The organism is Leifsonia sp. Soil_N53 (assembly GCF_057655165.1).
On the sequence record NZ_JBDGMM010000021.1, the window covers coordinates 1 to 23,090 of the forward strand.

Here is a 23,090-nt window from a genome sequence, read left to right on the forward strand (position 1 = left end):
GCGACGGCGACGCGGCCGCCGCCCGGGCCGCCGCCGCGCACGGTGTGCCCGCCGTGCTCTCCAACCAGGCCTCGGCGCCGATGGAGGCCGTCGCCGGCGCGATGGAGGCCGTCCGGCCCGGCGCGGTGCGCTGGTTCCAGCTCTACTGGAGCTCGTCGCGCGACCTGGTGGCGAGCCTGGTCGCCCGCGCGGAGGCGAGCGGCTGCGAGGCCATCGTGGTGACCCTCGACACCCACGCACTGGGCTGGCGGCCCCGCGACCTCGATCTCGGCTACCTCCCGTTCAGCCGTGGGCTCGGCATCGCGCAGTACACCAGCGACCCGGTCTTCCGCGGGCTCGTGCGGGAACGGCTGGCGACGGCGGGGCCGCGCGAGCGCACCGCCGTCACGCCGGCGGCGCTGGCGTCGTTCGCGAGCATCCTCCGGCACCATCCGGGCGACCTGCGCGCCAACCTGCGCTCGGGCGAGCCGCTCGCCTCGGTGGAGACCTTCCTCGACGTCTTCGCCGACCCGTCGCTCGGCTGGGACGACCTGGCCTTCCTGCGGGAGCGCACCCACCTCCCGATCGTCCTGAAAGGGGTCCTGCACCCCGACGACGCGCGCCGGGCGGTCGATGCGGGCGTGGACGCCGTGCAGGTGTCCACACACGGCGGCCGGCAGCTCGACGGCGGGATCGCCGCGCTGGACGCGCTGCCCGGCGTGGTCGAGGCGGTCGCGGGACGCCTCCCCGTCCTGTTCGACAGCGGGATCCGCGGCGGCGCCGACGCCCTGATCGCGCTCGCGCTGGGCGCCAGGGCCGTCGCGGTCGGGAGGCCGTACGCCTACGCTCTCGCGCTGGCGGGCGAGCGGGGCGTGAGCGAGCTGCTCCGCAACCTCCTCGCCGAGCTGGACATCTCGCTCGGGCTCAGCGGCGTCGCGCGCGTCGCCGACCTCGACCGGTCGGTGCTCGCGCCTGTCACGCCACGGCAGCAGCGATGAGCGACAGCAGCGCCTGGGCGTATGCGCTCGCGGCGTCGTCCTCTTCGAAGTAGCGCTCCGCGCCCTCCAGCTCCAGCGTGACCCGGTAGCCGTCCGAGGTGCGCGCGAGGTGCCGGAAGGCGCCGCCCAGGAGCTCCCGGAGCTGGTCCTCCCGCGGGATCCACAGGGCGTCCTCGACCGCCAGCGAGTCGAGCGCCCACTCGGTGGTGCCGTTGAAGCCGAGGATCGTGCCGGTGTCGAAGTGGTGCGGCTCGATCGTCATCTCGCTCACGGTGAAGTGCTCGCCCGCCATCCCCGGCCGGTCGATGGCGAAGGTGTCGCCCGACGCCGGCTGCCAGCGCAGTCCGGCGGCGCGCAGCAGGCGCGCGGTGTCCTCGTCGATCATGGCTGCTCCTCTCGTGGTTCGATTCTCCCCCGTCGGCTCCCGGCCGGCACCGGGGCTCAGTCGGTGACGATCACGATCTTCCCCCGCACGTGGCCGGTCTCCAGCCGCCCGTACGCCTCGACGGTGCGCTCGATCGGGAAGATGGAGTCGATCGGCAGCACCAGTTCGTTCTGGGCGAGCAGGTCGGCGAGCTCCGCCAGCTCGGCGTTGCCCGCCGTCCGGCTGCCGACGGTGCGCGCGCCGCGGGCGGCGGGGCCGTACGCAGCGATCGTGTTGATCCGCTCCGGCGCGACGCCGAGCTCGAGCGCGGCGTCGATGGTCTCCGAGCCGTGGTTGTCGAGGGCCGCCGTGACGCGCTGCCCGTCGTCGAGGACCTCCCGCACCCGCTCGGCGAGCCCTGGGCCGTAGCCGACGGGGATGATCCCGAGCGTCTCCAGGAACTCGTGGTTCTCCTCCCCCGCGGTGCCGACGACCGTCGCGCCGCACCGGATCGCCAGCTGCGCCGCCAGCACGCCGACGCCGCCTGCCGCCGCGCTCACCAGGACGGTGTCGCCCTCGCCGAGGTCGAGGGAGGCCGCGGTCGCCTTCGCGGTGCGGCCGACCACCCCGAGCGAACCGGCCACCTCGAAGGTGAGCGGGTCGGGCTTGCCGATGATCTGGCCGTCCTCCTGCACGACGACGAAGTCCGCCAGCGCCGCGAACGGCGCGGTGCCGAGCACGGCCTGCCCGAGCCCGAACCGCTGGGCGCCCTCGCCGCGCTCCTCGACGAAGCCCGCGAAGTCCTGACCCATGCCGCTCGGCAGCGTCACGCCCATCCGGGCGGCCGCCTTCTCGCTGCGGTACGCCGTGACGTCCATCCGGTTGAGGCCCGCGGCCATCACCCGCACCAGCACCTGTCCCGGGCCGGGCCACGGCCGCTCCCGCCCGACGAGGTGGAGGAAGTCGCGCGAGCCGAACTCCTGGAGCTGGACGAATCTGGGCACCCTCGAGCTCCTTCCACTCATACGGTGGAGCCTAAACCCCCGGCTGCGCCGTAGGCAGGGGCGGCGTGAGCGAGGGCACCCTGCAGGGCGCGCTCAGCCGAAGAGCAGCGCCGCCTCCTCGTAGCGCGCCGGCGGGACCGTCTTGAGGCCGCCGGTCGCGTCGGCGATCGACACGTTGACGACGTCGGTGCCGCGCAGCGACACCATCGAGCCCCAACGGCCCTCGTAGGCCGCGTCGACCGCGGCCATGCCCAGTCGCGTCGCGAGCACGCGGTCGTACGCGCTCGGCACGCCGCCGCGCTGCATGTGGCCGAGCACGGATGCGCGCGACTCGATGCCGGTGCGCTCCTCGATCATGGGGGCCAGCATCTCGCCGATCCCGCCCAGCCGCGGACGGTTGAAGGCGTCGAGCCCCTTGTGCGAGTGCGCCTCCTCCATGGTGTCGAGGTGGAAGCCCTCCGACACCACGATCACGGGCGCCCGGCCGCGGTCGCGCACCGACTCGACCCACTCGCAGATCTGCTCGATGGACTGCGGCTGCTCCGGGATGAGGATCGCGTGCGCGCCGCCGGCCATGCCCGAGTGCAGGGCGATCCAGCCGACGTGCCGGCCCATGACCTCCACGACCATGCAGCGCTGGTGCGACTCGGCGGTGGTGCGGAGGCGGTCGATGGCCTCGGTCGCGATCTCCACCGCGGTGTCGAAGCCGAACGAGTAGTCGGTCGCGGCGAGGTCGTTGTCGATGGTCTTCGGCACGCCGACGATGCGGAGGCCGGCGTCGGTGAGCCGGCGGGCTGCGGTGAGCGTGCCCTCGCCGCCGATCGCGATGATCGCGTCGATGCCGTTCTGGTCCATCATCCGCTGGATGTTCTCGGGGCCGCCCTTGTCGCTCTCGAACGGGTTGGTGCGGCTGGAGCCAAGGATGGTGCCCCCCTGGCGCGAGAGGCCGCGGACGCTGTGCCGGTCGAGCGGCATGATGTCGCCCTCCACCACACCGCGCCAGCCGTAGCGGAAGCCGGCGAACTCGGACCCGTACACGCGGTCGCCTTTGAGGACCGCGCCGCGGATGACCGCGTTCAGTCCGGGACAGTCGCCGCCACTGGTCAGGATGCCGATCTTCATGCTGCTCCGTTTCTCATTGCGCCCCTGAGCATCATGCCCGACGCATACCGGAGCACCAAAATCCCGTCGACGTCCGTCGGTCAGAGGCCGAGTGCGCGCTGCAGTTTGGACGAGCTCGCCGAGGGCCGCGCGCCCGCCGCCAGCAGCTCCGCCTCGATGCCGTCGAGCAGCGCGGTGCGGCGCTCGCGCGAGTCGGGCGCCCCGCTCAGCAGCTCGACCTCCCACTCCCGCCACGTGTCGCTCGCGCCGGTGCGGAGGTTCTCGCTGCGCACGTGGTCGTCGCACAGCTCGGCGAGCTCGAAGCCCGCCGCGTCCTTGAGCACGGTGGTGTCGCGGCTGTTGGTCACCCGGGCGACGGGGATCAGCACGCCGTCGCCGAGCTGGTCCCGGATCGTCGCCAGCAGATCGGCGGGCGGCGCCTCCCCGTCGCCGAGCGGCCAGTGCAGCTCGGGGCGCCCCTCCCCGGTCGGCGGCAGCTTGACGTGCCAGCCCTCGTCGGAGCCGCCGCGCCGGGCGCGCACCGCCACGCGCTGCCGGGCCAGTCGCAGCTCTTCGGTGTCGAAGTAGGTGGCCACGAGCTCGGCGGTCTCCGGCTCGCTCTCGACGGCGATCGCCCCGATTCCGACGAGCTGGGGTGGGCGGAGGTCGCCGTCCACGTCGTACTTGCGCTCGATCTCGAGCTGGGTATGGTGCTGCGCCATGTCCCCTGTCTAGTCCACTTCGGCGCTGTCGCGAAATTGCGCCGCGGACGCGTGCACTGACGGGGGCACTCGTTAGGCTCGCGGCATGGACAACCCCACGATCGTCACCGCCCGCTTCGACGTCACCGGCTGGGACCCCGAGGAGCTGCCCGGCATCCCCGGCGACTGGCTCGGCGCGGTGGTCATGCGCAAGACCTACACGGAGGGGCTGGTCGGCGAGTCGATCGGGCACTTCGTCTCGTCGGGCACCGAGGAGGGCGGCCGCGGCTACCTCGCGGCGGAGCGGATCACCGGGACGCTGCCGGACGGCCGATCCGGCTCGTTCACGGTGCATCATGGCGCGCTGCAGCACCCGGACGACCCGTCGGCGTTCGGCTACATCGTCCCTGGAACGGGGACGGACGGCTTCGAGGGGATCGCGGGCGCAGCACGCTTCCGCCACGACGACCGCGGCGCGTTCTTCGAGTTCGACCTCGGCTGAGCGGGAGGCGCGAAGCCCTCTCGTGCCGGGTCGGCGTGCGCGGTACCCTCGGTGCATGAGCGAGACGGACCGCACCAGAGAGGACGACGACGACTTCCTCGAGGCGCAGGAGGGCGACTACGAGCCGGCCGCCGTCATCCGCGACGAGGACGACCTCCCGGTCGACGACGGCGAGGACGACGACCGCATCGTCCCGGACGACGACCGCCCGGTGCCGCTCGACCCGGACGACGCCGAGATCGCCTGATTCCGGAGCCTTCCCCCGGATTCGGCCTCAGCCGACCGTAACTCCGGTCATCGGGCCGAACCTGGCTGCGATCACCGGAGGAACGGCGAATGCGTACGTCCGGAGATCGCGGCGGAATCGGCCGCGATCTCCGGTCGAACGGACGGCCGCCCGGCGTGTCGCCGCGCGGCTCCGGCGCTAGTCGCCGAGCGCGTCCTCCAGCAGGTGGATGAGCGCGTCGAGCTGCACGGAGTCCGCCGACCCGATCTCCACGTCGCTGCCGTCGAGCGCACGGGCCGCCAGGCCCTGCTTGGCGTCGATCAGCTCCGCGATCTTGGCGTCGATGGTCTGCGCCGCGATGATCCGCCACGCCGTCACCGGCTCGTCCTGGCCGATGCGGTGCACGCGGTCGATCGCCTGCGTCTGCTCGGCGGCCGTCCAGGACAGCTCGGCGAGCACGACATTCGAGGCGGCCTGGAGGTTCAGCCCGACACCGGCCGCGGTGAGCGAGCAGACCGCGACGGCGACCTCCGGGTCGTTGTTGAACGCGTCGATCTCCTTCTGCCTGGCCAGCGCCGACTGGTCGCCGCGGATGGAGATCGTCTTCAGGTCGCGGGCGGCGAAGGCCTCTTCGGCCGCGTCCATGACGTCGATGTGCTTGGCGAAGAACACCACCTTGCCGACCGAGCGGGCGAGCTGCGCGGTGTAGTCGGAGGCCAGCCCGGCCTTCGCCTGACCGATCTTGCGGACCATGGTGAAGACGTTGTCGCTGCTCTTGGACGACTTCGCCTCCTCCAGCTCCGACTGCGCGACCAGGCGGATGAGGTGCTTCCTGTGCGCCTCGTCGTCGCCGTCGAACGAGTCGGGACGGCCCGCGGCGGCGGCACGGTGGAACCGGGCGACCAGCCGCGCGGCGAGCTCCTTCTCGGCCTGCATGATCGAGCGGCCGAGGTCGTCGTCCAGCTCCACCGGCAGGTCGACGACGCGCCGGCTCGGGAGGTCGGCGGCCACGTCCACCTTGCGGCGGCGGACGATGCCTAGGCCGATGACGGACTCGCGGGCGGCGGCGTAGAAGCCGAAGTCGGCCGGGGTGAGGCCGGTCTCCTCCAGGCTCTCCATCAGCTCGGCGGTCGGCTTGTTGCCGTCGATCCAGCCGAGGAACTGCCAGATCGCCTTGAAGTCGTCGATGTCGTTGATCAGCGGCGTGCCGGTGAGCGCGACGAGCAGCGGGTCGGCGGCCTTCTCGCGGATCGCCTCGGCCAGGCCGAGCACCAGGCGCGAGCGCTGCGAGTGCAGGTTCTTGATGAAGTGCGCCTCGTCGACGACCATGCCCTGGAAGCCGAGCGTGCGCAGCCAGGACAGGTGCCGGTCGAGCACCTCGTAGTTCACGATGACGACGTCGGCGAACGCGTCGAGCCCCTCGCCGTCGCCGTGGATGACGGTGGCCCGTCGGTGCGGCGTCCAGCGCTCGACCTCGCGGGCCCAGTTCATCTTGACCACGTTCGGCACCACCGCGAGCAGCGGGTACGCGCCGGCGACCGAGGCGCCGAGCACCGACTGGGCGGTCTTGCCGAGCCCGGGCTCGTCCGCGAGCAGGAAGCGGCGGTGCCCCTGCCGGACGCTCTCGATGAACCGGGACTGGTGGTGCATCAGCTCCAGCCCGGGAGGCGAGTACCGGTCGATCAGCGGAGCGGGCGGGAGCTCCATGCTCGCGGCCTGGCCTCCCGAACCGTACTCGAACGACTTGAACAGCGGGCCGAGCAGCTCCCAGGAGTCCAGCCGACGCCGCGGCGCGGGGGCGGCGGCGCCCGCCTTGCTGAAGTCGGGCGGGAGGAACGGGTTGGAGAGCTGGCGCGCCTTGACCGAGGCCGGCACGACCTGCTTCTCGGCGAGCTCCGGCGGGATGATGCTGTCGGGCGCGACCACCCGCTCGACGGTGATGATGAGGTCGTCCGGGCTGAGCTCGGTGCCGGACTCCAGCAGCCAGTCCCGGCGGATCTTCTGGGCGGTCGCGGTCGGCGGCGCCTCGCTCTCCAGCAGCGCGATCAAGGACGTGTCGCGTGCGGCGGTCTTGGCCAGGATGGTGGCGATGCCATCGAGGCGCTTGAGCTGCTCGGCGCGGGCGGCGTCGCTCAGCTCCGGGTCGGCCTTGGCGCGTGCGCGCTCCTCGCGCATGAGGAACGCGATGACCTGGAACTTGGTGCGGTTCGTCGGGCCGAGCTTCTTGCCGTCCGCGGCCTTGGCCTCCACCTCGCGCACCTTGCGCGCGAGCACGGGGATGAGCCCGTCGTTGTTGGCGTGGCGGTTGCGGCGCTGCTGCGGGCGCGACGACGCGCGCTGCGACGCTCCTTGACCGGACATGCGCTGTTGCGACATACGCTGACCCGAACGAGACATGGTCCTCCAGTGGAGGCGTCGCGCGCTGGCAGAGGACGCGACGCCGTTAGGCGTGAGGGCCGGCGCGGCGGCGGGGAGCGGAACCGAGTGGTCCGAACCGAGCATCGCAGAACGCCGGGCGCACGACGCAGGACGGCCGTGCAACCGTCATTTTAGCCTATCGGGAGGGCTCAGCGGCGTGTGTCGGCCGGAATCTTGATGGTGAGCCCGGCGACGATGAACACCGCGGCGGCGGCGAGGCTCAGCAGCGGCAGCACGGGGACGAGCCCGGGGATCGGCCAGATCGGGTTCCAGAGCACCGCGATCGGGATCAGACCGGCGAGCCACCACCGGCGCTTCGCCTGCCACGCGAAGACGCACAGGATGAGCGCCAGGATGCAGACCGCGTACTCGACGTAGGTGTACCAGTCCGCGAACGCGAGCCCGAAGAGCAGCACGAGCGCGCCGAGGATGCCGGGCGCCAGCGCCGCGCGGTTGTAGGCGGGCGGCTGCGGGGTGTAGGGCACTCCCCAACTCTACCGACCGCCGGCGCGCGGAACGGCCCGCGCCCCGGGGACGAGGACTCGCCCCCGGGGTGCGGACGTCCGCCCGCGGTCTCGGTTCAGAGAACGCCTCGCCGGAACAGGAACGCGCACGGCGGCGCGTCCGATCCGACTCGGACGATGACCGCGGAGCCCCGGGCCTGCTCGACGAACGGCTCGAGGTCGAGTCTGCTCATCGGGATGCGACGGAGTTCCGCGTCGGATGCGATGCCGTTCACTGCGAAGGCGACATCCGGTACCTCGTAGGGCTCGCCTGCGAGGTCGAGGAAAATGATCGGTGACGGGTCTGCTGTGTCCAATGGAAACACACTGAGGATCGCTTCGGCGGCGGCTTCAGTGGTGACGTCCTCCCCCAGGTGGACGATGGGCGCGGTGAGTGCTTCTTCGGGATAGCCGCTGCCGACAAGCGTGAGCGTGTCGCCGTCGTGCATGGAATCCAGCGCGCGCAAGAGCGCGCCGGACAGCAGCGGGCTGAGGTTCTTCAGCAAAGTCGGGCCTTTCCTGTAAAACGAATATTTCTCAACCCCTGCTAAGGAGGATAGACGATCCTGTATGTCCTCCCATACCCCCCATTAGGGGGATTCTGCTCGCCGCGCCGTCGCAGTTGCCGTCGCCAGCGGGCCGCTTCTGATACAGACGCATGGATCCATCCTCCGAATACCTGGCCGGGGTATGGGGTTTCCGCGGTATCCTGGGACGCGTGATCGCAGACATCAAGAAGCGGGCGATGCACCGCACGCGGATCCTCGAAGGACAGCTGCGCGGCCTCGAGAAGATGATCGAGAACGAGGACTACTGCGTCGACATCATCACCCAGTCGCTCGCCATCCAGAAGTCGCTCGGGTCGCTCAACAAGCTGCTCGTCGAGAATCACCTGAAGACCCACGTCTCGACGATGTTCGAGGAGGGCGGGGACCAGCGCGACGACGCCATCCTCGAGCTCCTCAAGGTGTACGAGCTCTCGAACAACCGGGGCTGACGTGGGGGACCCCATCGAGATCGTCCGCGGCGACATCACCGAGCAGTCCGTGGACGCCGTCGTCAACGCGGCCAACAGCTCCCTGCTGGGCGGAGGCGGCGTCGACGGCGCCATCCACCGCAGGGGCGGCCCCGCCATCCTCACCGCGTGCCGCGAGCTGCGCGCCACCACGCTGCCCGACGGGCTGCCCACCGGACAGGCCGTGGCGACGACCGCGGGAGATCTGCCCGCCCAGTGGGTCATCCACACGGTCGGGCCGGTCTGGGCCGAACGCGAGGACCGCACCCCCTACCTGCAGAACGCCTACCGGTCGTCGCTGCGTGTCGCACGCGAGCTCGGCGCCGCGACCGTGGCCTTCCCCGCCGTCTCGGCCGGGATCTACGGCTGGCCGATGGACGACGCCGCCCGGATCGCGGTGAGCACGGTGCGCGCGGTGCTGTCGTCCGGCGTCGGCTCGGTGGAGCTGGTGCGCTTCGTGCTGTTCAACGACGACGCCCTGGCCGCCTTCCGCCGGGCAGCCGGCGAGTGACGGCCACGGACGCGGTCGCCTCCGGGCGGCCGTCGCCGCGCGACGAGGAGGCGCTGGAGCGGTTCCGCGCCCTCCTGCGCATCCCGACGATGTCCCGCAACGCGGTCGAGGAGACCGACTGGGCGCCGTTCGACGCGTTCGTGGCGGCGCTGCCCGAGCTGTACCCGCGCCTGCACGCCGTGCTCGACCGGGAGCAGCACGGCCACTCGCTGCTCTACCGCTGGCCCGGCACGGGCGACGGAGCCCCGACCGTCCTGATGGCGCACTACGACGTCGTCCCCGCCACGGACGAGGGCTGGGAGCACCCGCCGTTCGGCGCCGAGCTCACCGGGACGGGCGACGACCGGGTGCTGTGGAGTCGCGGCACGCTGGACGACAAGGGCGCGCTGGTCGCCATCCTGGAGGCGGTGGAGGCCCTGGTCGCCGCCGGCCACACCCCCGCGGCCGACGTGTACCTCAGCTTCGGGCACGACGAGGAGACGGTCGGGTCGGGCGCGAAGGCGATCGTGGCGGCCCTCGCGGAGCGCGGGGTGCGGCCCGCCCTGGTCGTCGACGAGGGCGGAGCGGTGGTGGAGGGCATCTTCCCCGGCGTCACCAAGCCGATCGCGGTCGTCGGCGTGAGCGAAAAAGGCATCACGAGCGTCCGGCTGACGGTCGAGCAGAACGGCGGCCACGCCTCCACCCCGCCCCAGACGACGGCGACGGTGCGGCTGGCCCGCGCGATCACGCGCCTGAACGCACGACCCTTCCCGGCCGGCCTGAGCGAGACGAACCTGCAGATGGTCGAGACGCTCGGCGCGCACACGACCGGCCCACTGCGCGCGGTGTTCACGCGCGCCCGGCGGCTGAGGCCGGCGCTGGTCGCCGTGTTCGGCCGGCTGAGCGACGAGACCCGCGCGATCGTGCGCACCACGGCGGCGGTCACGCAGCTGAGCGGCAGCCTCGCCGCCAACGCCCTCCCGGAGACGGCCGAGGCGGTCGTCAACGTGCGCATCGCGGTGGGCTCGAGCGTCGCCGAGACCCTCGCCCACCTCCACCGCGCGATCCGCGACCCGCTCGTGCGCATCGAGGCGATCGACCCGAGCGAGCCGTCCCCGGTGTCGCCCACCTCGGGACCGCCGTGGGAGGCCGTGGCGGGCAGCATCGCGGCGGTGCACCCGGACGCGGTGGTGACGCCCTACATCATGCTGGGCGCGAGCGACGGCCGCCACTTCACGGCGATCAGCGACGCGGTCTACCGGTTCACGCCGTTCGAGCTGAGCGCTGAGGAGCGCGGGACGCTGCACGCGCGCAACGAGCGCATCCGGGTGGCGACGTGGCTGCGCGGGATCGGGTTCTATGCGGAGGTGCTGGGGAGGGTGTGACGCTCACGCCGCCCCGCCCAGATCCGGCAACTGGATCGCCCGGCTGTTCGGCGGTAGCTGTCGCGCCCGTTCCAGCCCCGGGATCAGCTCCGACACCCAGACCCGGTAGCCTTCCGCGTTGAGGTGGAGGCGGTCGTCTGTGTACGCCGGGTTGAGCTCGCCGTCCTCCAGGGCCATCGCCGGCCAGAGGTCGAGCCAGGCGGCGTGGACGGTCGGGGCGAACTGCCACAGGTGACGGTTGATGTCGCGGATCTGGTCGGCGAACTCGTGGCCGCGGGGCATCACCGACTGCACGAGGATGCGCGCCTCGGGCAGCTCTTTGCGCAGCGTCACCAGAATCGTCTCGACGTTGCGCACCACGTGTTCGACCGAACGGCGCCAGGCCAGGTCGTTGGTGCCGATGAGGAGTGCGACCACGGCGGGGCCGGCCTCCACCACGTCCGTCAGGCGCGCCACCACGTCGTCGGTGGTGTCCCCGGCGACGCCGAGGTTCACGACGTCCTCGCCGGGCAGCCACGCGGCCCAGTCGCCGCCCTGGGTCAGACTGTCGCCGACCAGGACGAGTGTTCCGCTCCCTGCACCCCACCCGTCGCTCATCCTCCCATCCTCCCTCAGAACGCGAGAGGTCGGAAGAGTGCCACAGGCGACTCTAAAGCAGCGACTTGGTGTGCCAGACGGTCTTCGTCTCGGTGAAGAAGGCGATGCGGTCCAGCGACGGGGCGGCCGCGTCCGGGCCGTTCTCCGGCGGCAGCACGCGCTTCAGCGTGTCCGCAGCGGCGATCTGCAGGTCGACCCACTCCAGCGCTCCCGCGCCGACCAGGTCGAGCGCGTTGACGTCGGCGTGCGACGCCAGCCACGGGGCGATCTCCGCCGGGGAGCCGGTGAGGATGTTGACCACGCCGCCCGGGACGTCGCTCGTCGCGAGCACCTCGCTCAGGCTGATGGCCGACAGCGGGAAGCGCTCGCTCGCCACCACGACCACCGTGTTGCCCGCGACCAGCGCGGGAGCCACGGCGCTGACGAAGCCCAGGAGGCTGTTGTCCTGCGGCGCCACGATCGCGACGACACCGGTCGGCTCCGGCACCGAGATGTTGAAGTACGGTCCGGCGACGGGGTTGGCGTTGCCCGCGACCTGCGCGAACTTGTCGGCCCAGCCGGCGTACCAGACCCAGCGGTCGATGGCCTCGTCCACCTGCGCGCCGGCGACGGCGGCGGACACGCCCTCGGCGTGCTGGATCTCGTCCACGAACTGGGCCCGGCGGCCCTCCAGCAGTTCGGCGATGCGGTAGAGCACCTGGCCGCGGTTGTAGGCGGTCGCCCCGGCCCATCCCGACAGTGCGCCGCGCGCGGCGACGACCGCGTCACGGGCGTCCTTGCGGGAGGCCTTGGCGGCGTTCGCCAGGAACGCGCCCTTGGCGGACACGATCTCGTAGGTGCGGCCCGACTCGGAGCGCGGGAACTTCCCGCCGATGTAGAGCTTGTAGGTCTTCGGCACGGCCAGGCGGCTCATTTCGTCGCTCCCTTGCGGGTCGAGGTGCGGGTCGAGGTGCGGGAGGTGCTGCGGGTGGAGGCGCCGGAGGCCGTGACCGCGGGACGCGCGGCGGGCGCCGAGCGGCCGGGCACGAGGTACGCGCCGAGGCCGTGCCTGCCGCCCTCGCGGCCGTAGCCGGACTCCTTGTAGCCGCCGAACGGGCTGGCAGGGTCGAAGCGGTTGAAGGTGTTCGCCCAGACCACGCCGGCGCGGAGCTGGTCGGCGACGGCCAGGATGCGGCTGCCCTTGTCCGTCCAGATGCCGGCCGAGAGGCCGTACGGCGTGTTGTTGGCCTTGGCGATGGCCTCCGCCGGGGTGCGGAAGGTCAGCACCGACAGCACCGGGCCGAAGATCTCCTCGCGGGCGATCCGGTGGCTGGTCGACACGTTGTCGAAGATCGTCGGGGCGAACCAGAAGCCGTTCTCCGGAATGGCGCACTCGGCGGTCCAGCGGTCGGCGCCCTCGGCCTCCCCGATGTCGGAGAGCTCGCGGATGCGCTGCAGCTGCTCGGCGCTGTTGATGGCGCCGATGTCGGTGTTCTTGTCCAGCGGGTCGCCGAGGCGCAGCGTGGACAGCCGGCGCTTCAGACGGTCCACGACCTCCTCGTGCACGCTCTCCTGCACCAGCAGGCGGCTGCCTGCGCAGCAGACGTGGCCCTGGTTGAAGAAGATGCCGTTGACGATGCCCTCGATGGCCTGGTCGATCGGGGCGTCGTCGAAGACGATGTTCGCGGCCTTGCCGCCGAGCTCCAGGGTCAGCTTCTTCTCGGTGCCGGCCACCGACCGCGCGATCTCGCGGCCGACGGCCGTGGAGCCGGTGAAGGCCACCTTGTTGACGTCCGGGTGGGCGACCAGCTCGCGGCCGGTCTCGCCCGCACCCGTGACGATGTTGACGACCCCGGCCGGGAGGTCGGCCTGCTGGACGATCTCGGCGAACAGCAGCGCGGTCAGCGGGGTGGTCTCGGCGGGCTTGAGGACGACCGTGTTGCCCGCCGCGAGGGCCGGCGCGATCTTCCACGCCAGCATGAGCAGCGGGAAGTTCCACGGGATGACCTGCGCGGCGACGCCGAGCGCGCGCGGGGCGGGGCCGAGGCCCGCGTGCTCCAGCTTGTCGGCCCAGCCGGCGTAGTAGAAGAACCAGGCGGCGACCAGGGGGATGTCGACGTCGCGGCTCTCCTTGATCGGCTTGCCGTTGTCGAGGCTCTCGGCGACGGCGAGCTCGCGGGCGCGCTCCTGGAGGAGGCGGGCGATGCGGAAGAGGTACTTGCCGCGGTCGCTGCCGCTCATCCGCGACCAGACCCGGTCGTAGGCGCGACGGGCGGCGGCCACGGCGCGGTCGACGTCGGCGGAGTCGGCGGTCGCGATCGTCGCGATGCGCTCCTCCGTCGCCGGGGAGATGGTCTGGAACGGCGTGCCGTGCCCGTCGACGAACTCGCCGTCGATGAAGAGCCCGTACTGGTCGCGCAGGTTGAGGATGGCGCGCGACTCCGGGGCCGGGGCGTACTCGAGGAAGCTCATGGTGTTGTCGTCCCGTCTCAGTCGATCGTCACGTAGTCGGCGCCGGAGTAGTGCCCCGTGCGCAGCTTCTGGCGCTGCAGCAGCACGTCGTTGAGCAGGCTGGAGGCGCCGAACCGGAACAGGTGCGGCTGCAGCCAGTGCTCGCCGACGGTCTCGGCGACCGTCACGAGGTACTTGATGGCGTCCTTCGACGAGCGGATGCCGCCTGCCGGCTTCACGCCGATCTCCTCGCCGGTCAGGTTGTGCCAGTCGCGCACGACCTCCAGCATCAGCAGCGTCACCGGGAGGGTCGCCGCCGGCGAGACCTTGCCCGTCGAGGTCTTGATGAAGTCGGCGCCGGCGAGGATGCTCAGCCAGGACGCGCGGCGCACGTTGTCGTAGGTGTTCAGCTCGCCGGTCTCCAGGATGACCTTGAGATGGGCGTAGCTGCCGTCGTCGCGACGGCAGGCCTCCTTGACGGCCACGATCTCGTCGAACACGAGCCCGTAGCGGCCGGAGAGGAACGCGCCGCGGTCGATGACCATGTCGATCTCGTCGGCGCCGGCCGCGACCGCGTCGGCGGTGTCGGCGAGCTTGACCGGGAGCGAGGCGCGGCCGCTCGGGAAGGCGGTGGCGACGGCGGCGACGTTGATGCCGCCGGTCTGCCCGGTCTCGCGGGCGACCCGGCCGGCGTGGGAGGCGCCCAGGGCCTCGACCGCGTACGGGACCATGTCGCCGTACACGCAGACCGCGGCGGGACGCGGGGCGGTGAGGTCGCTCGGGTCGGGCGTGAGCGCCTTCGCGACGAGCGAGCGCACCTTGCCTGGAGTGTCCGCGCCCTCCAGGGTGGTCAGGTCGATCAGCTCGATGACCTTGTCGAGCGCCCACGCCTTGCTGCTGGTCTTGATGGAGCGCGTGCCGAGGCCGGCCGCGCGCTGCTCCAGCCCGACCGCGTCCACCCCGGGGATGCCGCCGAGGTAGCGCCGGAGCGAGCCCTCGGTGAGGTCGCCGCCCAGCACCTCCACGGCGCGGGCCGCCGGAGCGAGCGTGCGCACGGGCGGAGTCGTTTCGATCGTCATGACATCTGCTTTCTCATGTTCGGCACGCGGCCGAGGAGGTCGCTCGCCGTCGACTCGTCGGTGATCAGCGTGGTGCACAGCCCGCTGGCGACGACAGCGTGGGCGATCCCGTGCTTGGCCTCGCCCGCAATGACGGCGATGGAGGTGCGCGCGTTGCGGAGCTCGTCGAGGCTGAGCCCGAGCGTGCGGCTGTCGAGCTCGGGATCGGCCACCTGGCCGGCGTCGTCGATGAAGCGGCCGACCACGTCGCCGACGGCGCCCTTGGCGGCCAGCGCCAGGACGTCCTCCGGTGACAGGTAGCCCGAGTCGACGTGCACCGAGCTGGTGTCGACCACGCCGGCGCTGAAGAGGTAGGCGTTGGCGTGGCGGGCGAGGTCCAGGACGGACTGCACCGACCGGTCGGCCTCGATGGCGCGGCGGGTGGCCGCATGTTCGAAGATCGCCGGGCTCGGCAGGAGGGTCGCGGTGCCCTGGGCCTTGCGGGCCATCACGACGGCGGTGTCGGCGGCGGCCGTGGCCTGCCGGGTGCTCGACACGCTGCCGTTGATCTGGACGGGGTTCACACCCACAGCCCAGCCCGGGCGCAGCCGCGCGGCGACCGCGTGCAGGGTGCGGCCCCAGCTCACGCCGAGGGTGCGCGGGACGGGCCGCAGGGTCGTGAGGTAGTCGGCGGCCGCCTGCGCGACGCGGGACTGCGAGTCGGAGTCGGACTCCGCCGCGGGCACGACCACGGCGTCCTCCAGGCCGTAGAAGCCGCACAGCTCGCGCTCCAGCGAGAACCGCCTGGCGCTCGGATGCACGATCTCGATGCGCACGAAACCGTGCTCGCGCGCCGCGACCAGGAGCCGGCCGACCTTCCAGCGGGAGACGTTGAGGGCGACGCCGATTTCGTCCTGGGTCTTGCCGGCTTCGTAGTACAGCTCTGCGGCTTTGACGGCGAGGATCTCGTCGGAATCGTTCAGGGCCACGCAACCAGCTTAGAGTCACCAGCAACGATTGCGCGGTGACTGCTCAAATGAGCAGAGCCACTTTCCTTTATCGTTGGGTCGTGCCTGCCACTCTCCTCGCTCTCGCCGTCGACTTCGGCGGAACCAAGGTCGAAGCCGCCCTCGTCGACGCGGACGGCGTCCTCCTCCCCGGCTCCCGACACCGCCTCCCGACCGGCCGCACCGCCACCGTCGCCGACCTGGAGGCCTCGGTGGGCGGCGTCGTCCGCGACGCGTTCGCCGCGCTGCCCGACGGCGCGGAGGTCGTCGGCATCGGCATCGGCTGCGCCGGGCCGATCGACCGCAAGCGCGGCCTGGTCTCGCCGCTCAACGTCCCGGACTGGCGCGACTACCCGCTCCGCGACTTCATCGGCTCGGTCGTGGCCTCCCTCGGCCTCGACGTCCCGGTGACGCTGGAGATGGACGGCGTGGCGATCACGATGGCCGAGCACTGGGTGGGCGCCGCACAGGGTGTCGACAACGTGATGGGGATGGTCGTCTCGACCGGCATCGGCGGCGGCCTGATCGTCGACGGCCGGGTCATCACGGGCCCGACCGGCAACGCCGGGCACATCGGGCACGTGGAGGTCGGCGACATCCGCGGCGAGGACACCTTCGGCGCCCCATACGCCCTGGAAGCCATCGCCTCCGGCCCGCACACGGTCGCCTGGGCGCGCCGCCAGGGCTTCACCGGGAGCACCGGCGAGGAGCTCGCCGCCGCGTACGCCGCGGGCGACGAGGTCGCGGTCGCCGCGATCACCCGCACCGGCCGCGCCGTCGGCCACGCGATCGCCTCCGCGACGGCGCTGCTGGACCTGGAGCTGGTCGCGATCGGCGGCGGCTTCTCGCACTCCACCCCCGACCTCTTCACGCACATGCGCGAGGTGATCGAGGCGCACTACTTCCCGTTCGTGCGCAAGGTGCGCATCGTCCCGAGTGCGCTGTCATCCGAGGGCCCGCTCATCGGCGCAGCCGCCCTCGTCCACCGCAGCGCGATGCTGCCGGCCAACCCCCGCGACTAGCCCTGTCGCCAATTCCGGAGTCCCGGACCGCCACGCCGCCGTACTCTCCGTAACTCCGGAGATCGGGGCGGCCCCGCGGCCCGATCTCCGGACGGACGGACATGTCGGCACGTCCGGAGATCGGCGGCGTCACGGCAGCGTTCTCCGGAGTTCCGGAGGTATCTGGCCGGTTTACGGCCGGGACTCCGGAGTTACTGTCAGCGGTCTTCGAGCGGGACCGGCCGGGCGACGACGGCGCCGGCCGCGGCGGCGGCCAGGGCGGTCGCGGTGAGCACCACGAGCGGCACGGTCCAGCCGCCGGTGAGCTGGTGCAGGATGCCGACGGCCAGCGGGCCCAGCGCGCCGAGCGTGTAGCCGAGGCCCTGCGTGAAGCCGCTCAGGGCGACCGAGCCGGCGTGCGTGCGCGTGCGCACGTTGATCAGCACCAGGCTCAGCGGGAACAGCAGCGGCCCGAGCCCGGCGAGCGCGACCCATAGCCAGGTGGCGGCCGCGGGCGCGAAGATCAGCCCGGCGTAGCCCGCCACGAAGAACGCGACGCCGGCGTAGATCAGCACGGACACGTTCCGCATCCGCGCGGCGAGCAGCGGCACCAGCAGCCCGGCCGGGATGCCCATGCCCGCGTAGATCGAGAGCAGCGCACCGGCCTCCGCCGGCGGCGTGCCCGCCACGTCGTGCACGAGCTGCGGCAGCCACGCGAACATCGCGTACGCGTTCAGGGCCGACACCGCGAACAGCACCGCCATCGCCCAGGCCAGCCCCGACCGCCAGATCCGGCGGACCACCGAGCGGTCCGCCTCCTCGACCGCCACGTCGTGGGCCGGGTGCGCGGGCCGGTGCGTGATCAGGATGCGCAGCCAGGGCAGGATCGCCAGCACGCTCACCAGCGCCCACATCCCGACCGACACGTGCCAGCCCGCGGCATCCGCCACCGGGACAGCGATGAGCGGCGGCAGCAGCGTGCTGACGGACATCACGGTCGCGTAGAGGGCCGTCACCAGCCCGATCCGGTCGGGGAAATACCGCTTGACCAGCGGAGGCAGCAGGACGTTGCCGACGCCCATCCCGGCGAACGCGACGGCCGATCCGACGGCGAGCATCGCGAACGACCCCGCGGTGGCGCGCAGCACGTGCCCCAGCAGCATCACGCCGAGCGCGATCAGCAGCACGGCCTCCAGGGCCAGCTTGCGGGTGAACACGGGGGCGAGGAGGCCGAACAGCGCGAAGCAGACCGGCGGCAGCATCCCGAGCAGGCCGACTCCGACGCTCGAGACCGGGAACTCGGCCCGGATCTCGGTGAAGATCGGCGAGAGCGCGGCCACCGCCGTGCGCAGGTTCGCCGCGACCAGCAGGATCCCGAGCAGCGCGACCGCGCGGCCACGCCAGAGCGGCAGCGGGGTGCGTGGCGCCGCGTCGCGGGTCGCCTCGGTCACGCGCGTTCGGCCGTCAGGATGCGCCTGGCCTGCTCCACGTCCGCGGCGATCTGGGCGATCAGCGGCTCGATGCCCGCGTACGCGACCATGCCGCGGATGCGCTCGGAGAACGCAACGTCCACCGTGTGCCCGTAGAGGTCGAGCTCACGGTCGAGCACGTAGGCCTCCACCTGCTTCTGCGGCACGCCCTCGAAGGTGGGGTTGTTGCCGACCGAGATGGCGGCCGGATAGCGCGAGCCGTCGTCGTCGGTCAGCCAGCCGGCGTAGACGCCGTCGGCCGGGATCAGGCCCTCCGACTCGGGCGACAGGTTCGCGGTCGGGAAGCCGAGCTCGCGTCCGCGGGCGGCGCCGTGGACGACGACGCCGCGCACGGTCGGGACGGTGCCGAGCAGCTCGGCCGCGTGTCCGACGTCGCCGTCGGCGAGCAGCTCGCGGATCCAGGTGGAGGACACCCGGCGGCCGTGCTCGGGCCGCACGTCGTCGATCAGTTCGACGGTGTAGCCGTAGCGCTCCCCCAGCTCGCGCAGCAGCGCGACATCGCCCGCCCCGCGCGCCCCGAACCGGAAGTCGCTGCCGACCAGCACGACGGCGGCGTGCAACCGGTCGACGAGGATGCGGTGCACGAACTCCTCTGGCGGGAGGTCGGCGAGCGCGCGGTCGAAGGCGACCATCAGGGTGGCGTCGATGCCCGTCTCGGCCAGGAGCTGCAGCTTCTGCCGGTTGCTGACCAGCGACGCGGGGCACTTGTCGGGCGCCAGCAGCTCGAGCGGGTTGCGGTCGAAGGTGATGACGACCGAAGTCAGCCCGCGCTCGGCGGCGACCGAGCGCAGCCGGTCGATCACCGCGCGGTGCCCGGTGTGGACGCCGTCGAACTTGCCGATCGTGACCGCACTCGGCCCGAAGCCGTCGGGGATCTCCTCGACGGAGCCGAACACCTTCACGAACGCGCTCCGTCGCTCGGCTTGTGCTTCGACAGGTAGACCAGCCCGAGGATCGGCAGGACCAGCGGGATGAACAGGTAGCCCATGCCGTAGACCGACCAGACCGTCGCATCGCGCCCGAACGGGTCGATGTCGTGGAGGCCGAGCGTCGCCGGCGCGAACAGGCTGAGCGTGCCGATCACGAGCACGCCGACGAGCTCGAAGGTGATCGTGATCCAGGCCACCCGGTACCAGACCCGTCCCGGTGCGACGAGCGCGATGGTCGCGACGATGTAGACGGCGGCGGAGAGCGCGGACAGCGTGAACGCGACCGGCGCCTCGTGGAACCGGTCGATGATCTGGAAGACGCTGCGGCCGGTCGCGGCCAGCGCCAGCACGCCGTAGACGAACACGAGGACGCGGCCGATGCCGGAGACGCGGCGCTTCGGCGCCTCGTCACCGCTCTGCTCACAGGCGGACATGGTGTGGTGGGACATCGCTAACGATTCTATTCGCGCGCGCGGACAGCGGCCGTACCGCCCGGGGCCGAGGGCTCAGGCGCCCTGCACGAACCAGATCTGCCCCATCCGGTACACCATCACCGCGATGGCCAGGCACACCCCGCCGAGGATGACGGTGCTCCACCTGTTGCGTTCGATGAGCGCCCAGAAGCCGCCGGCGAGCGGCAGGAGGAGCGCCGAGATCAGGTAGATGTAGAACTCCGCGAGGCTGCCGGTCGGCGGGTTGCCCGCCAGCGGGGCCACGATCGCCATGACGAGCTGCACGATCAGCAGGAGCTCCACCAGCGCGACCGCGCCCATCGAGAGGTCGCCGGGGACGCGCCCGGCGAACCCGAGCACCAGGCAGAGGACGCCGGCCAGCACGGCGACGCCGACCTGCAGCGCCACGAACCATTCGATCATGCGGAGGCGATCTCGTCGGTCGGGAAGTTCACGAGGGTCCTGGCTTCCTTTCCGCGGAACTCGATGAGCCCCACGAGGTGGCCGCCGGGGGCGACGGCCGCGACGGGTTCGCCTCCCGGTCCCTCCCGATCGGCGATGTGGATCCGCCGGCCGTGCGTCAGGTCGATCGCCTGCTGCTCGGTCAGCTGGAGCGTCTCGAAGAGCTCCGAGGCGGCCCGCGCGGCCGGGATGAGGGCGGCCGCGGCATCGAGCGTATCGAGTTCGCCGGCCTCCCGCACATCGAACGGGCCGACCCGCGTGCGGCGCAGCGCCGTGAGGTGTCCGCCGACGCCGAGGCCGGCGCCGAGGTCGCGCGCGAGCGACCGGATGTAGGTGCCGGAGGAGCAGACCACGCGCACGTCGAGCTCGAGGGCGACCGGCGCGACGGCATCGGGCAGCCGTCGCGCCGCCAGCAGCTCGAACTCGGCGATCGTCACCGCGCGCGGCTGGAGGGCGACCTCCTCGCCGGCGCGCACGCGCGCGTACGCGCGCTTGCCGTCCACCTTGATCGCGCTCACCGAGCTCGGCACCTGGTCGATCTCGCCGGTCAGCGCGTGGATGCCGCGCGCGATCGCGTCGTCCGTGACGGCGGCGACCGCGGCCGGGTCGGCCTCTGCTGTCACGTCGCCCTCGGCGTCGTCGGTGGTCGTGGTCGCGCCGAGCCGGATGGTGGCCAGGTACTCCTTGTCGGCGCCGACGATGTAGGTAAGCAGCCGCGTGGATGAGTTCACCCCGAGGATCAGCAGCCCGGTGGCCATCGGATCGAGCGTCCCGGCGTGCCCGACCTTGCGGGTGCCGGCCAGGCGGCGCACGCGGGCGACGACGTCGTGGCTCGTCCAGCCTCCCGGCTTGTCGACCAGGATCAGACCGCTGCCGGTCATGCGCTCTCGCCCGCGACGTCGAGCACCAGCTGCAGCTTGGTGCGGAACGTCGACTCGATGATCTCGGTGGCGCAGGCGTCCTTGCCGTACTCGGCGGGCAGCTTGAGGCCGAGCAGGGTGTTCAGCAGCATTCCCTCTGCGAGGAAGGTGCGGGCCTCGTCCGGGGAGAACCCGGCCTCGTCGCGGACCAGCTTGTAGATGGCGAGGAAGCCCTCCCGCGCGCGCCCGCCGATGACGGCGTCGTTGCCCATCCCGAACGCCTGCATGAGCGAGAGCAGGATGCCGCGGTCCTCGATCAGGTTGACGTAGGCCAGGCCGAGCCTGCGGCCGATCTCGTGGTGCTCGCCGACCGCGCCGTCCTCCCCGGCGGGCGAGCCGTCGGCCTTCCAGCCGTCGATCGTGGACTGGAAGCTCACCATCAGCTTGTCGAGCGCGCGCTGCAGGACCTCGACGAACAGGTTCTCCTTGCTGCCGAACATCCGGACCACGTAGGGCTGGCTGATCCCGGCCGCCTTGGCGATCTGGTCGGTGGTCGCGCCGAAGTAGCCGCGTTCCCCGAACACGAGGCTCGCCGCGCCGAGGATCTGCTCGCGCCGCTCGGCCGAGGGGATCCGTTCACTGATCGCCGAAGTCATGCTTGACAGGTTATCAGTCGATTACTAAGGTTCGTTGTAATCATTCGATTACTTACAATCCAGGAAGCGATCATGACCTCTCCCCGTCCCGCTACAGCGCGCCGCATCCCCGTCTGGCTCGCGATCGTCGCAGCCTCCCTCCCGATGTTCATGGCGACCCTCGACAACCTGGTCGTCACCAGCGCCCTCCCGGTCATCGCCCGCGACCTCAGCGCCTCCATCGAGGAGCTGCAATGGGTGGTCAACGCCTACACGCTCACCTTCGCCACGCTCATGCTGATGGCGGTCGGGATGGGCGACCGCCTCGGCCGCCGCTCGGTCTTCCTCGGCGGCATCGTGGTCTTCACCCTCGCCAGCGCCGCGAGCGCCCTCGCGACCGAGCCGTGGATGCTGATCGCCGCCCGCGCGGTGCAGGGCGTCGGCGCCGCGGCCCTGCTGCCGCTCTCGCTGACCCTGCTGGCCGGCAGCGTCAGCCAGAAGCTGCGCCCGGCCGCCATCGGCATCTGGGGCGGCATCTCCGGCCTCGGCGTCGCCCTCGGCCCGCTGATCGGCGGCGCGGTCGTGCAGGGCTGGAACTGGCAGGCCATCTTCTGGCTCAACGTGCCGCTCGGCGCCATCGCCGTCCCGCTGGTGCTGCTGGCCCTCCCGAACAGCTTCGGCGACCGCGTGCGCGCCGACATCGTGGGACTGCTGCTCGCCGCGCCCGGCGTGCTCGGGCTCGTCTACGGCATCGTCCGCGGCAACGACGCGGGCTGGGACAGCGCGGAGGTGCTGTTCTCGCTGATCGCGGGCGGCGCGCTGCTGCTCGCTTTCGTGTTCTGGGAGTCGCGCACGTCCGCTCCGCTGCTGCCGCTGCGGCTGTTCCGCGACCGCAGCTTCACGGTCGCGAACCTGGTCGGCGTCACGTTCAGCTTCGGGATCTTCGGCGCGATCTTCATCCTCATCCAGTTCCTCCAGGTCGTCCAGGGCCACACCCCGCTGGAGGCCGGCGTGATGACCATGCCGTGGACGCTGGCGCCGATGGTGGTCGCGCCGCTCACCGGGCTGGTGTCCGGCCGCACCGGCACGCGCCTCCCGATCGTGATCGGGCTGGTGTTCCTGGCCGTGGCGATGGCCTGGATCGCCGGCACACTCTCCGCCGACCTGCCGTACTCGCAGATGTGGCCGCCGTTCCTGCTGGCCGGCGTCGGGATGGGCCTGGTGTTCGCGCCGAGCTCGACCGCGGTGCTGGCGAACATGCGCCCGGCGGACCACGCGAAGGCGTCCGGCGCCAACTCCACGCTGCGGGAGATCGGTGTCGCCCTCGGCGTCGCCGTGCTCACGGCCGTGTTCACCGGCGCGGGCGGCACGCTCACGCCGACCGGCTACGTCGACGCGGCCATCCCGGCCGTCTGGGTCGGCGCGGGAGCGCTGGCGCTGGCCGCCGTCATCTCGCTCGCGCTGCCCGGCCGCCGGCGCGCCG

26 protein-coding genes are annotated in these 23,090 nt (G+C 71.9%); 8 read left to right on the forward strand and 18 right to left on the reverse strand.

Going from position 1 to position 23,090, the window contains the following annotated elements:
* On the forward strand, positions 1–977 hold a 977-nt coding region (locus AC3A3H_RS00930), incomplete at its 5' end, for an alpha-hydroxy-acid oxidizing protein (protein ID WP_487612656.1).
* On the opposite strand, the gene AC3A3H_RS00935 is transcribed toward AC3A3H_RS00930, so the two are convergent.
* The 4 genes from AC3A3H_RS00935 to AC3A3H_RS00950 form a co-directional block, all read right to left on the reverse strand.
* Positions 955–1,362 carry a hypothetical protein gene (locus AC3A3H_RS00935; protein WP_487612657.1) on the reverse strand — a complete coding sequence of 136 codons (408 nt, stop codon included), beginning with the start codon at positions 1,360–1,362 and terminating at the stop codon, positions 955–957. The genes AC3A3H_RS00930 and AC3A3H_RS00935 overlap by 23 nt on opposite strands.
* Positions 1,363–1,418: 56 nt before the next feature.
* Complete coding sequence (locus AC3A3H_RS00940) at positions 1,419–2,345, reverse strand: NADP-dependent oxidoreductase (protein WP_487612658.1); 927 nt, start codon at positions 2,343–2,345, stop codon at positions 1,419–1,421.
* Positions 2,346–2,438: 93 nt separating this feature from the next.
* Complete coding sequence (locus AC3A3H_RS00945; RefSeq protein ID WP_487612659.1) at positions 2,439–3,467, reverse strand: 6-phosphofructokinase; 1,029 nt, start codon at positions 3,465–3,467, stop codon at positions 2,439–2,441.
* A gap of 80 nt (positions 3,468–3,547) precedes the next feature.
* Complete coding sequence (locus AC3A3H_RS00950; protein ID WP_487612660.1) at positions 3,548–4,168, reverse strand: CYTH domain-containing protein; 621 nt, start codon at positions 4,166–4,168, stop codon at positions 3,548–3,550.
* A gap of 85 nt (positions 4,169–4,253) precedes the next feature.
* Between AC3A3H_RS00950 and AC3A3H_RS00955 the strand changes: the two genes are divergently transcribed.
* Both AC3A3H_RS00955 and AC3A3H_RS00960 read left to right on the forward strand, forming a co-directional pair.
* On the forward strand, positions 4,254–4,649 hold the full coding sequence (locus tag AC3A3H_RS00955; RefSeq protein ID WP_487612661.1) for a DUF3224 domain-containing protein: 396 nt from the start codon (positions 4,254–4,256) through the stop codon (positions 4,647–4,649).
* Between the two features lie 55 nt (positions 4,650–4,704).
* Positions 4,705–4,896 carry a hypothetical protein gene (locus AC3A3H_RS00960; RefSeq protein ID WP_487612662.1) on the forward strand — a complete coding sequence of 64 codons (192 nt, stop codon included), beginning with the start codon at positions 4,705–4,707 and terminating at the stop codon, positions 4,894–4,896.
* A gap of 177 nt (positions 4,897–5,073) precedes the next feature.
* Here the strand turns inward: AC3A3H_RS00960 and AC3A3H_RS00965 are convergent, their stop codons facing one another.
* The 3 genes from AC3A3H_RS00965 to AC3A3H_RS00975 all read right to left on the reverse strand — a co-directional run bounded on the left by AC3A3H_RS00965 (position 5,074) and on the right by AC3A3H_RS00975 (position 8,302).
* Positions 5,074–7,272: a DEAD/DEAH box helicase gene (locus AC3A3H_RS00965; RefSeq protein WP_487612663.1), complete on the reverse strand. Its 2,199-nt coding sequence runs from the start codon at positions 7,270–7,272 to the stop codon at positions 5,074–5,076.
* Positions 7,273–7,442: 170 nt separating this feature from the next.
* Entirely contained in the window at positions 7,443–7,778 is a 336-nt protein-coding gene (locus tag AC3A3H_RS00970) for a DUF6804 family protein (protein WP_487612664.1), read from the reverse strand.
* Positions 7,779–7,873: 95 nt separating this feature from the next.
* Positions 7,874–8,302: an RbsD/FucU family protein gene (locus AC3A3H_RS00975; RefSeq protein ID WP_487612665.1), complete on the reverse strand. Its 429-nt coding sequence runs from the start codon at positions 8,300–8,302 to the stop codon at positions 7,874–7,876.
* Between the two features lie 212 nt (positions 8,303–8,514).
* Between AC3A3H_RS00975 and AC3A3H_RS00980 the strand changes: the two genes are divergently transcribed.
* Genes AC3A3H_RS00980 through AC3A3H_RS00990 form a run of 3 tightly spaced genes read left to right on the forward strand, consistent with a single transcriptional unit; the run spans position 8,515 to position 10,686 of the window.
* Positions 8,515–8,793 (forward strand): metal-sensitive transcriptional regulator, encoded by a 279-nt coding sequence (locus AC3A3H_RS00980; RefSeq protein WP_487612666.1) that lies wholly within the window; start codon positions 8,515–8,517, stop codon positions 8,791–8,793.
* Position 8,794: 1 nt separating this feature from the next.
* A complete protein-coding gene (locus AC3A3H_RS00985; RefSeq protein WP_487612667.1) occupies positions 8,795–9,322 on the forward strand; it encodes an O-acetyl-ADP-ribose deacetylase in 528 nt (175 codons plus the stop codon).
* Positions 9,319–10,686 carry a M20/M25/M40 family metallo-hydrolase gene (locus AC3A3H_RS00990; protein WP_487612668.1) on the forward strand — a complete coding sequence of 456 codons (1,368 nt, stop codon included), beginning with the start codon at positions 9,319–9,321 and terminating at the stop codon, positions 10,684–10,686. The genes AC3A3H_RS00985 and AC3A3H_RS00990 overlap by 4 nt, the downstream gene beginning before the upstream one ends.
* A gap of 3 nt (positions 10,687–10,689) precedes the next feature.
* Here AC3A3H_RS00990 and AC3A3H_RS00995 read toward each other — a convergent pair whose 3' ends face one another.
* The 5 genes from AC3A3H_RS00995 to AC3A3H_RS01015 are packed head-to-tail and all read right to left on the reverse strand — an operon-like array spanning position 10,690 to position 15,760.
* Positions 10,690–11,283, reverse strand: coding sequence for an SGNH/GDSL hydrolase family protein (locus tag AC3A3H_RS00995; protein ID WP_487612669.1), 594 nt, complete (start codon positions 11,281–11,283; stop codon positions 10,690–10,692).
* Between the two features lie 52 nt (positions 11,284–11,335).
* Positions 11,336–12,196, reverse strand: a complete 861-nt coding sequence (locus AC3A3H_RS01000; RefSeq protein WP_487612670.1) for an aldehyde dehydrogenase family protein — start codon at positions 12,194–12,196, stop codon at positions 11,336–11,338.
* The gene (locus AC3A3H_RS01005; protein WP_487612671.1) at positions 12,193–13,734 is read right to left on the reverse strand and encodes an aldehyde dehydrogenase family protein; all 1,542 of its coding nucleotides are present in this window, start codon (positions 13,732–13,734) and stop codon (positions 12,193–12,195) included. Before AC3A3H_RS01005 ends, AC3A3H_RS01000 begins: the two co-directional genes overlap by 4 nt.
* 17 nt (positions 13,735–13,751) lie before the next feature.
* Positions 13,752–14,792, reverse strand: a complete 1,041-nt coding sequence (gene deoC, locus AC3A3H_RS01010; RefSeq protein WP_487612672.1) for a deoxyribose-phosphate aldolase — start codon at positions 14,790–14,792, stop codon at positions 13,752–13,754.
* Positions 14,789–15,760, reverse strand: coding sequence for a sugar-binding transcriptional regulator (locus AC3A3H_RS01015; protein ID WP_487612673.1), 972 nt, complete (start codon positions 15,758–15,760; stop codon positions 14,789–14,791). The genes deoC and AC3A3H_RS01015 overlap by 4 nt, the downstream gene beginning before the upstream one ends.
* Before the next feature lie 80 nt (positions 15,761–15,840).
* Between AC3A3H_RS01015 and AC3A3H_RS01020 the strand changes: the two genes are divergently transcribed.
* Positions 15,841–16,800: an ROK family protein gene (locus AC3A3H_RS01020; RefSeq protein WP_487612674.1), complete on the forward strand. Its 960-nt coding sequence runs from the start codon at positions 15,841–15,843 to the stop codon at positions 16,798–16,800.
* Between the two features lie 197 nt (positions 16,801–16,997).
* Here AC3A3H_RS01020 and AC3A3H_RS01025 read toward each other — a convergent pair whose 3' ends face one another.
* From AC3A3H_RS01025 to AC3A3H_RS01050, 6 genes are read right to left on the reverse strand one after another with little or no spacing between them, the layout of a single operon-like run.
* Complete coding sequence (locus AC3A3H_RS01025; RefSeq protein WP_487612675.1) at positions 16,998–18,230, reverse strand: MFS transporter; 1,233 nt, start codon at positions 18,228–18,230, stop codon at positions 16,998–17,000.
* A complete protein-coding gene (locus tag AC3A3H_RS01030) occupies positions 18,227–19,171 on the reverse strand; it encodes a bifunctional riboflavin kinase/FAD synthetase (protein ID WP_487612676.1) in 945 nt (314 codons plus the stop codon). The genes AC3A3H_RS01025 and AC3A3H_RS01030 overlap by 4 nt, the downstream gene beginning before the upstream one ends.
* Positions 19,168–19,647 (reverse strand): hypothetical protein, encoded by a 480-nt coding sequence (locus AC3A3H_RS01035; protein ID WP_487612677.1) that lies wholly within the window; start codon positions 19,645–19,647, stop codon positions 19,168–19,170. The genes AC3A3H_RS01030 and AC3A3H_RS01035 overlap by 4 nt, the downstream gene beginning before the upstream one ends.
* Before the next feature lie 57 nt (positions 19,648–19,704).
* Positions 19,705–20,073 carry a hypothetical protein gene (locus AC3A3H_RS01040; protein WP_487612678.1) on the reverse strand — a complete coding sequence of 123 codons (369 nt, stop codon included), beginning with the start codon at positions 20,071–20,073 and terminating at the stop codon, positions 19,705–19,707.
* A complete protein-coding gene (gene truB / locus AC3A3H_RS01045; RefSeq protein ID WP_487612679.1) occupies positions 20,070–20,993 on the reverse strand; it encodes a tRNA pseudouridine(55) synthase TruB in 924 nt (307 codons plus the stop codon). Before truB ends, AC3A3H_RS01040 begins: the two co-directional genes overlap by 4 nt.
* Positions 20,990–21,628 (reverse strand): TetR/AcrR family transcriptional regulator, encoded by a 639-nt coding sequence (locus AC3A3H_RS01050; RefSeq protein ID WP_487612680.1) that lies wholly within the window; start codon positions 21,626–21,628, stop codon positions 20,990–20,992. The genes truB and AC3A3H_RS01050 overlap by 4 nt, the downstream gene beginning before the upstream one ends.
* Before the next feature lie 72 nt (positions 21,629–21,700).
* Here AC3A3H_RS01050 and AC3A3H_RS01055 point away from each other — a divergent pair.
* On the forward strand, positions 21,701–23,090 hold a 1,390-nt coding region (locus AC3A3H_RS01055; RefSeq protein WP_487612681.1), incomplete at its 3' end, for a DHA2 family efflux MFS transporter permease subunit.

Coding starts and splice junctions, on each gene's coding strand:
- AC3A3H_RS00945 (WP_487612659.1), bottom strand. CDS start 3,467: ATGAAGATCGGCATCCTGACCAGTGGCGGCGACTGTCCCGGACTGAAC.
- AC3A3H_RS00950 (WP_487612660.1), bottom strand. CDS start 4,168: ATGGCGCAGCACCATACCCAGCTCGAGATCGAGCGCAAGTACGACGTG.
- AC3A3H_RS00995 (WP_487612669.1), bottom strand. CDS start 11,283: ATGAGCGACGGGTGGGGTGCAGGGAGCGGAACACTCGTCCTGGTCGGC.
- AC3A3H_RS01035 (WP_487612677.1), bottom strand. CDS start 19,647: ATGTCCCACCACACCATGTCCGCCTGTGAGCAGAGCGGTGACGAGGCG.
- deoC (WP_487612672.1), bottom strand. CDS start 14,792: ATGACGATCGAAACGACTCCGCCCGTGCGCACGCTCGCTCCGGCGGCC.
- AC3A3H_RS01040 (WP_487612678.1), bottom strand. CDS start 20,073: ATGATCGAATGGTTCGTGGCGCTGCAGGTCGGCGTCGCCGTGCTGGCC.
- AC3A3H_RS01005 (WP_487612671.1), bottom strand. CDS start 13,734: ATGAGCTTCCTCGAGTACGCCCCGGCCCCGGAGTCGCGCGCCATCCTC.
- AC3A3H_RS01050 (WP_487612680.1), bottom strand. CDS start 21,628: ATGACTTCGGCGATCAGTGAACGGATCCCCTCGGCCGAGCGGCGCGAG.
- AC3A3H_RS00955 (WP_487612661.1), top strand. CDS start 4,254: ATGGACAACCCCACGATCGTCACCGCCCGCTTCGACGTCACCGGCTGG.
- truB (WP_487612679.1), bottom strand. CDS start 20,993: ATGACCGGCAGCGGTCTGATCCTGGTCGACAAGCCGGGAGGCTGGACG.
- AC3A3H_RS01000 (WP_487612670.1), bottom strand. CDS start 12,196: ATGAGCCGCCTGGCCGTGCCGAAGACCTACAAGCTCTACATCGGCGGG.
- AC3A3H_RS00960 (WP_487612662.1), top strand. CDS start 4,705: ATGAGCGAGACGGACCGCACCAGAGAGGACGACGACGACTTCCTCGAG.
- AC3A3H_RS00965 (WP_487612663.1), bottom strand. CDS start 7,272: ATGTCTCGTTCGGGTCAGCGTATGTCGCAACAGCGCATGTCCGGTCAA.
- AC3A3H_RS00935 (WP_487612657.1), bottom strand. CDS start 1,362: ATGATCGACGAGGACACCGCGCGCCTGCTGCGCGCCGCCGGACTGCGC.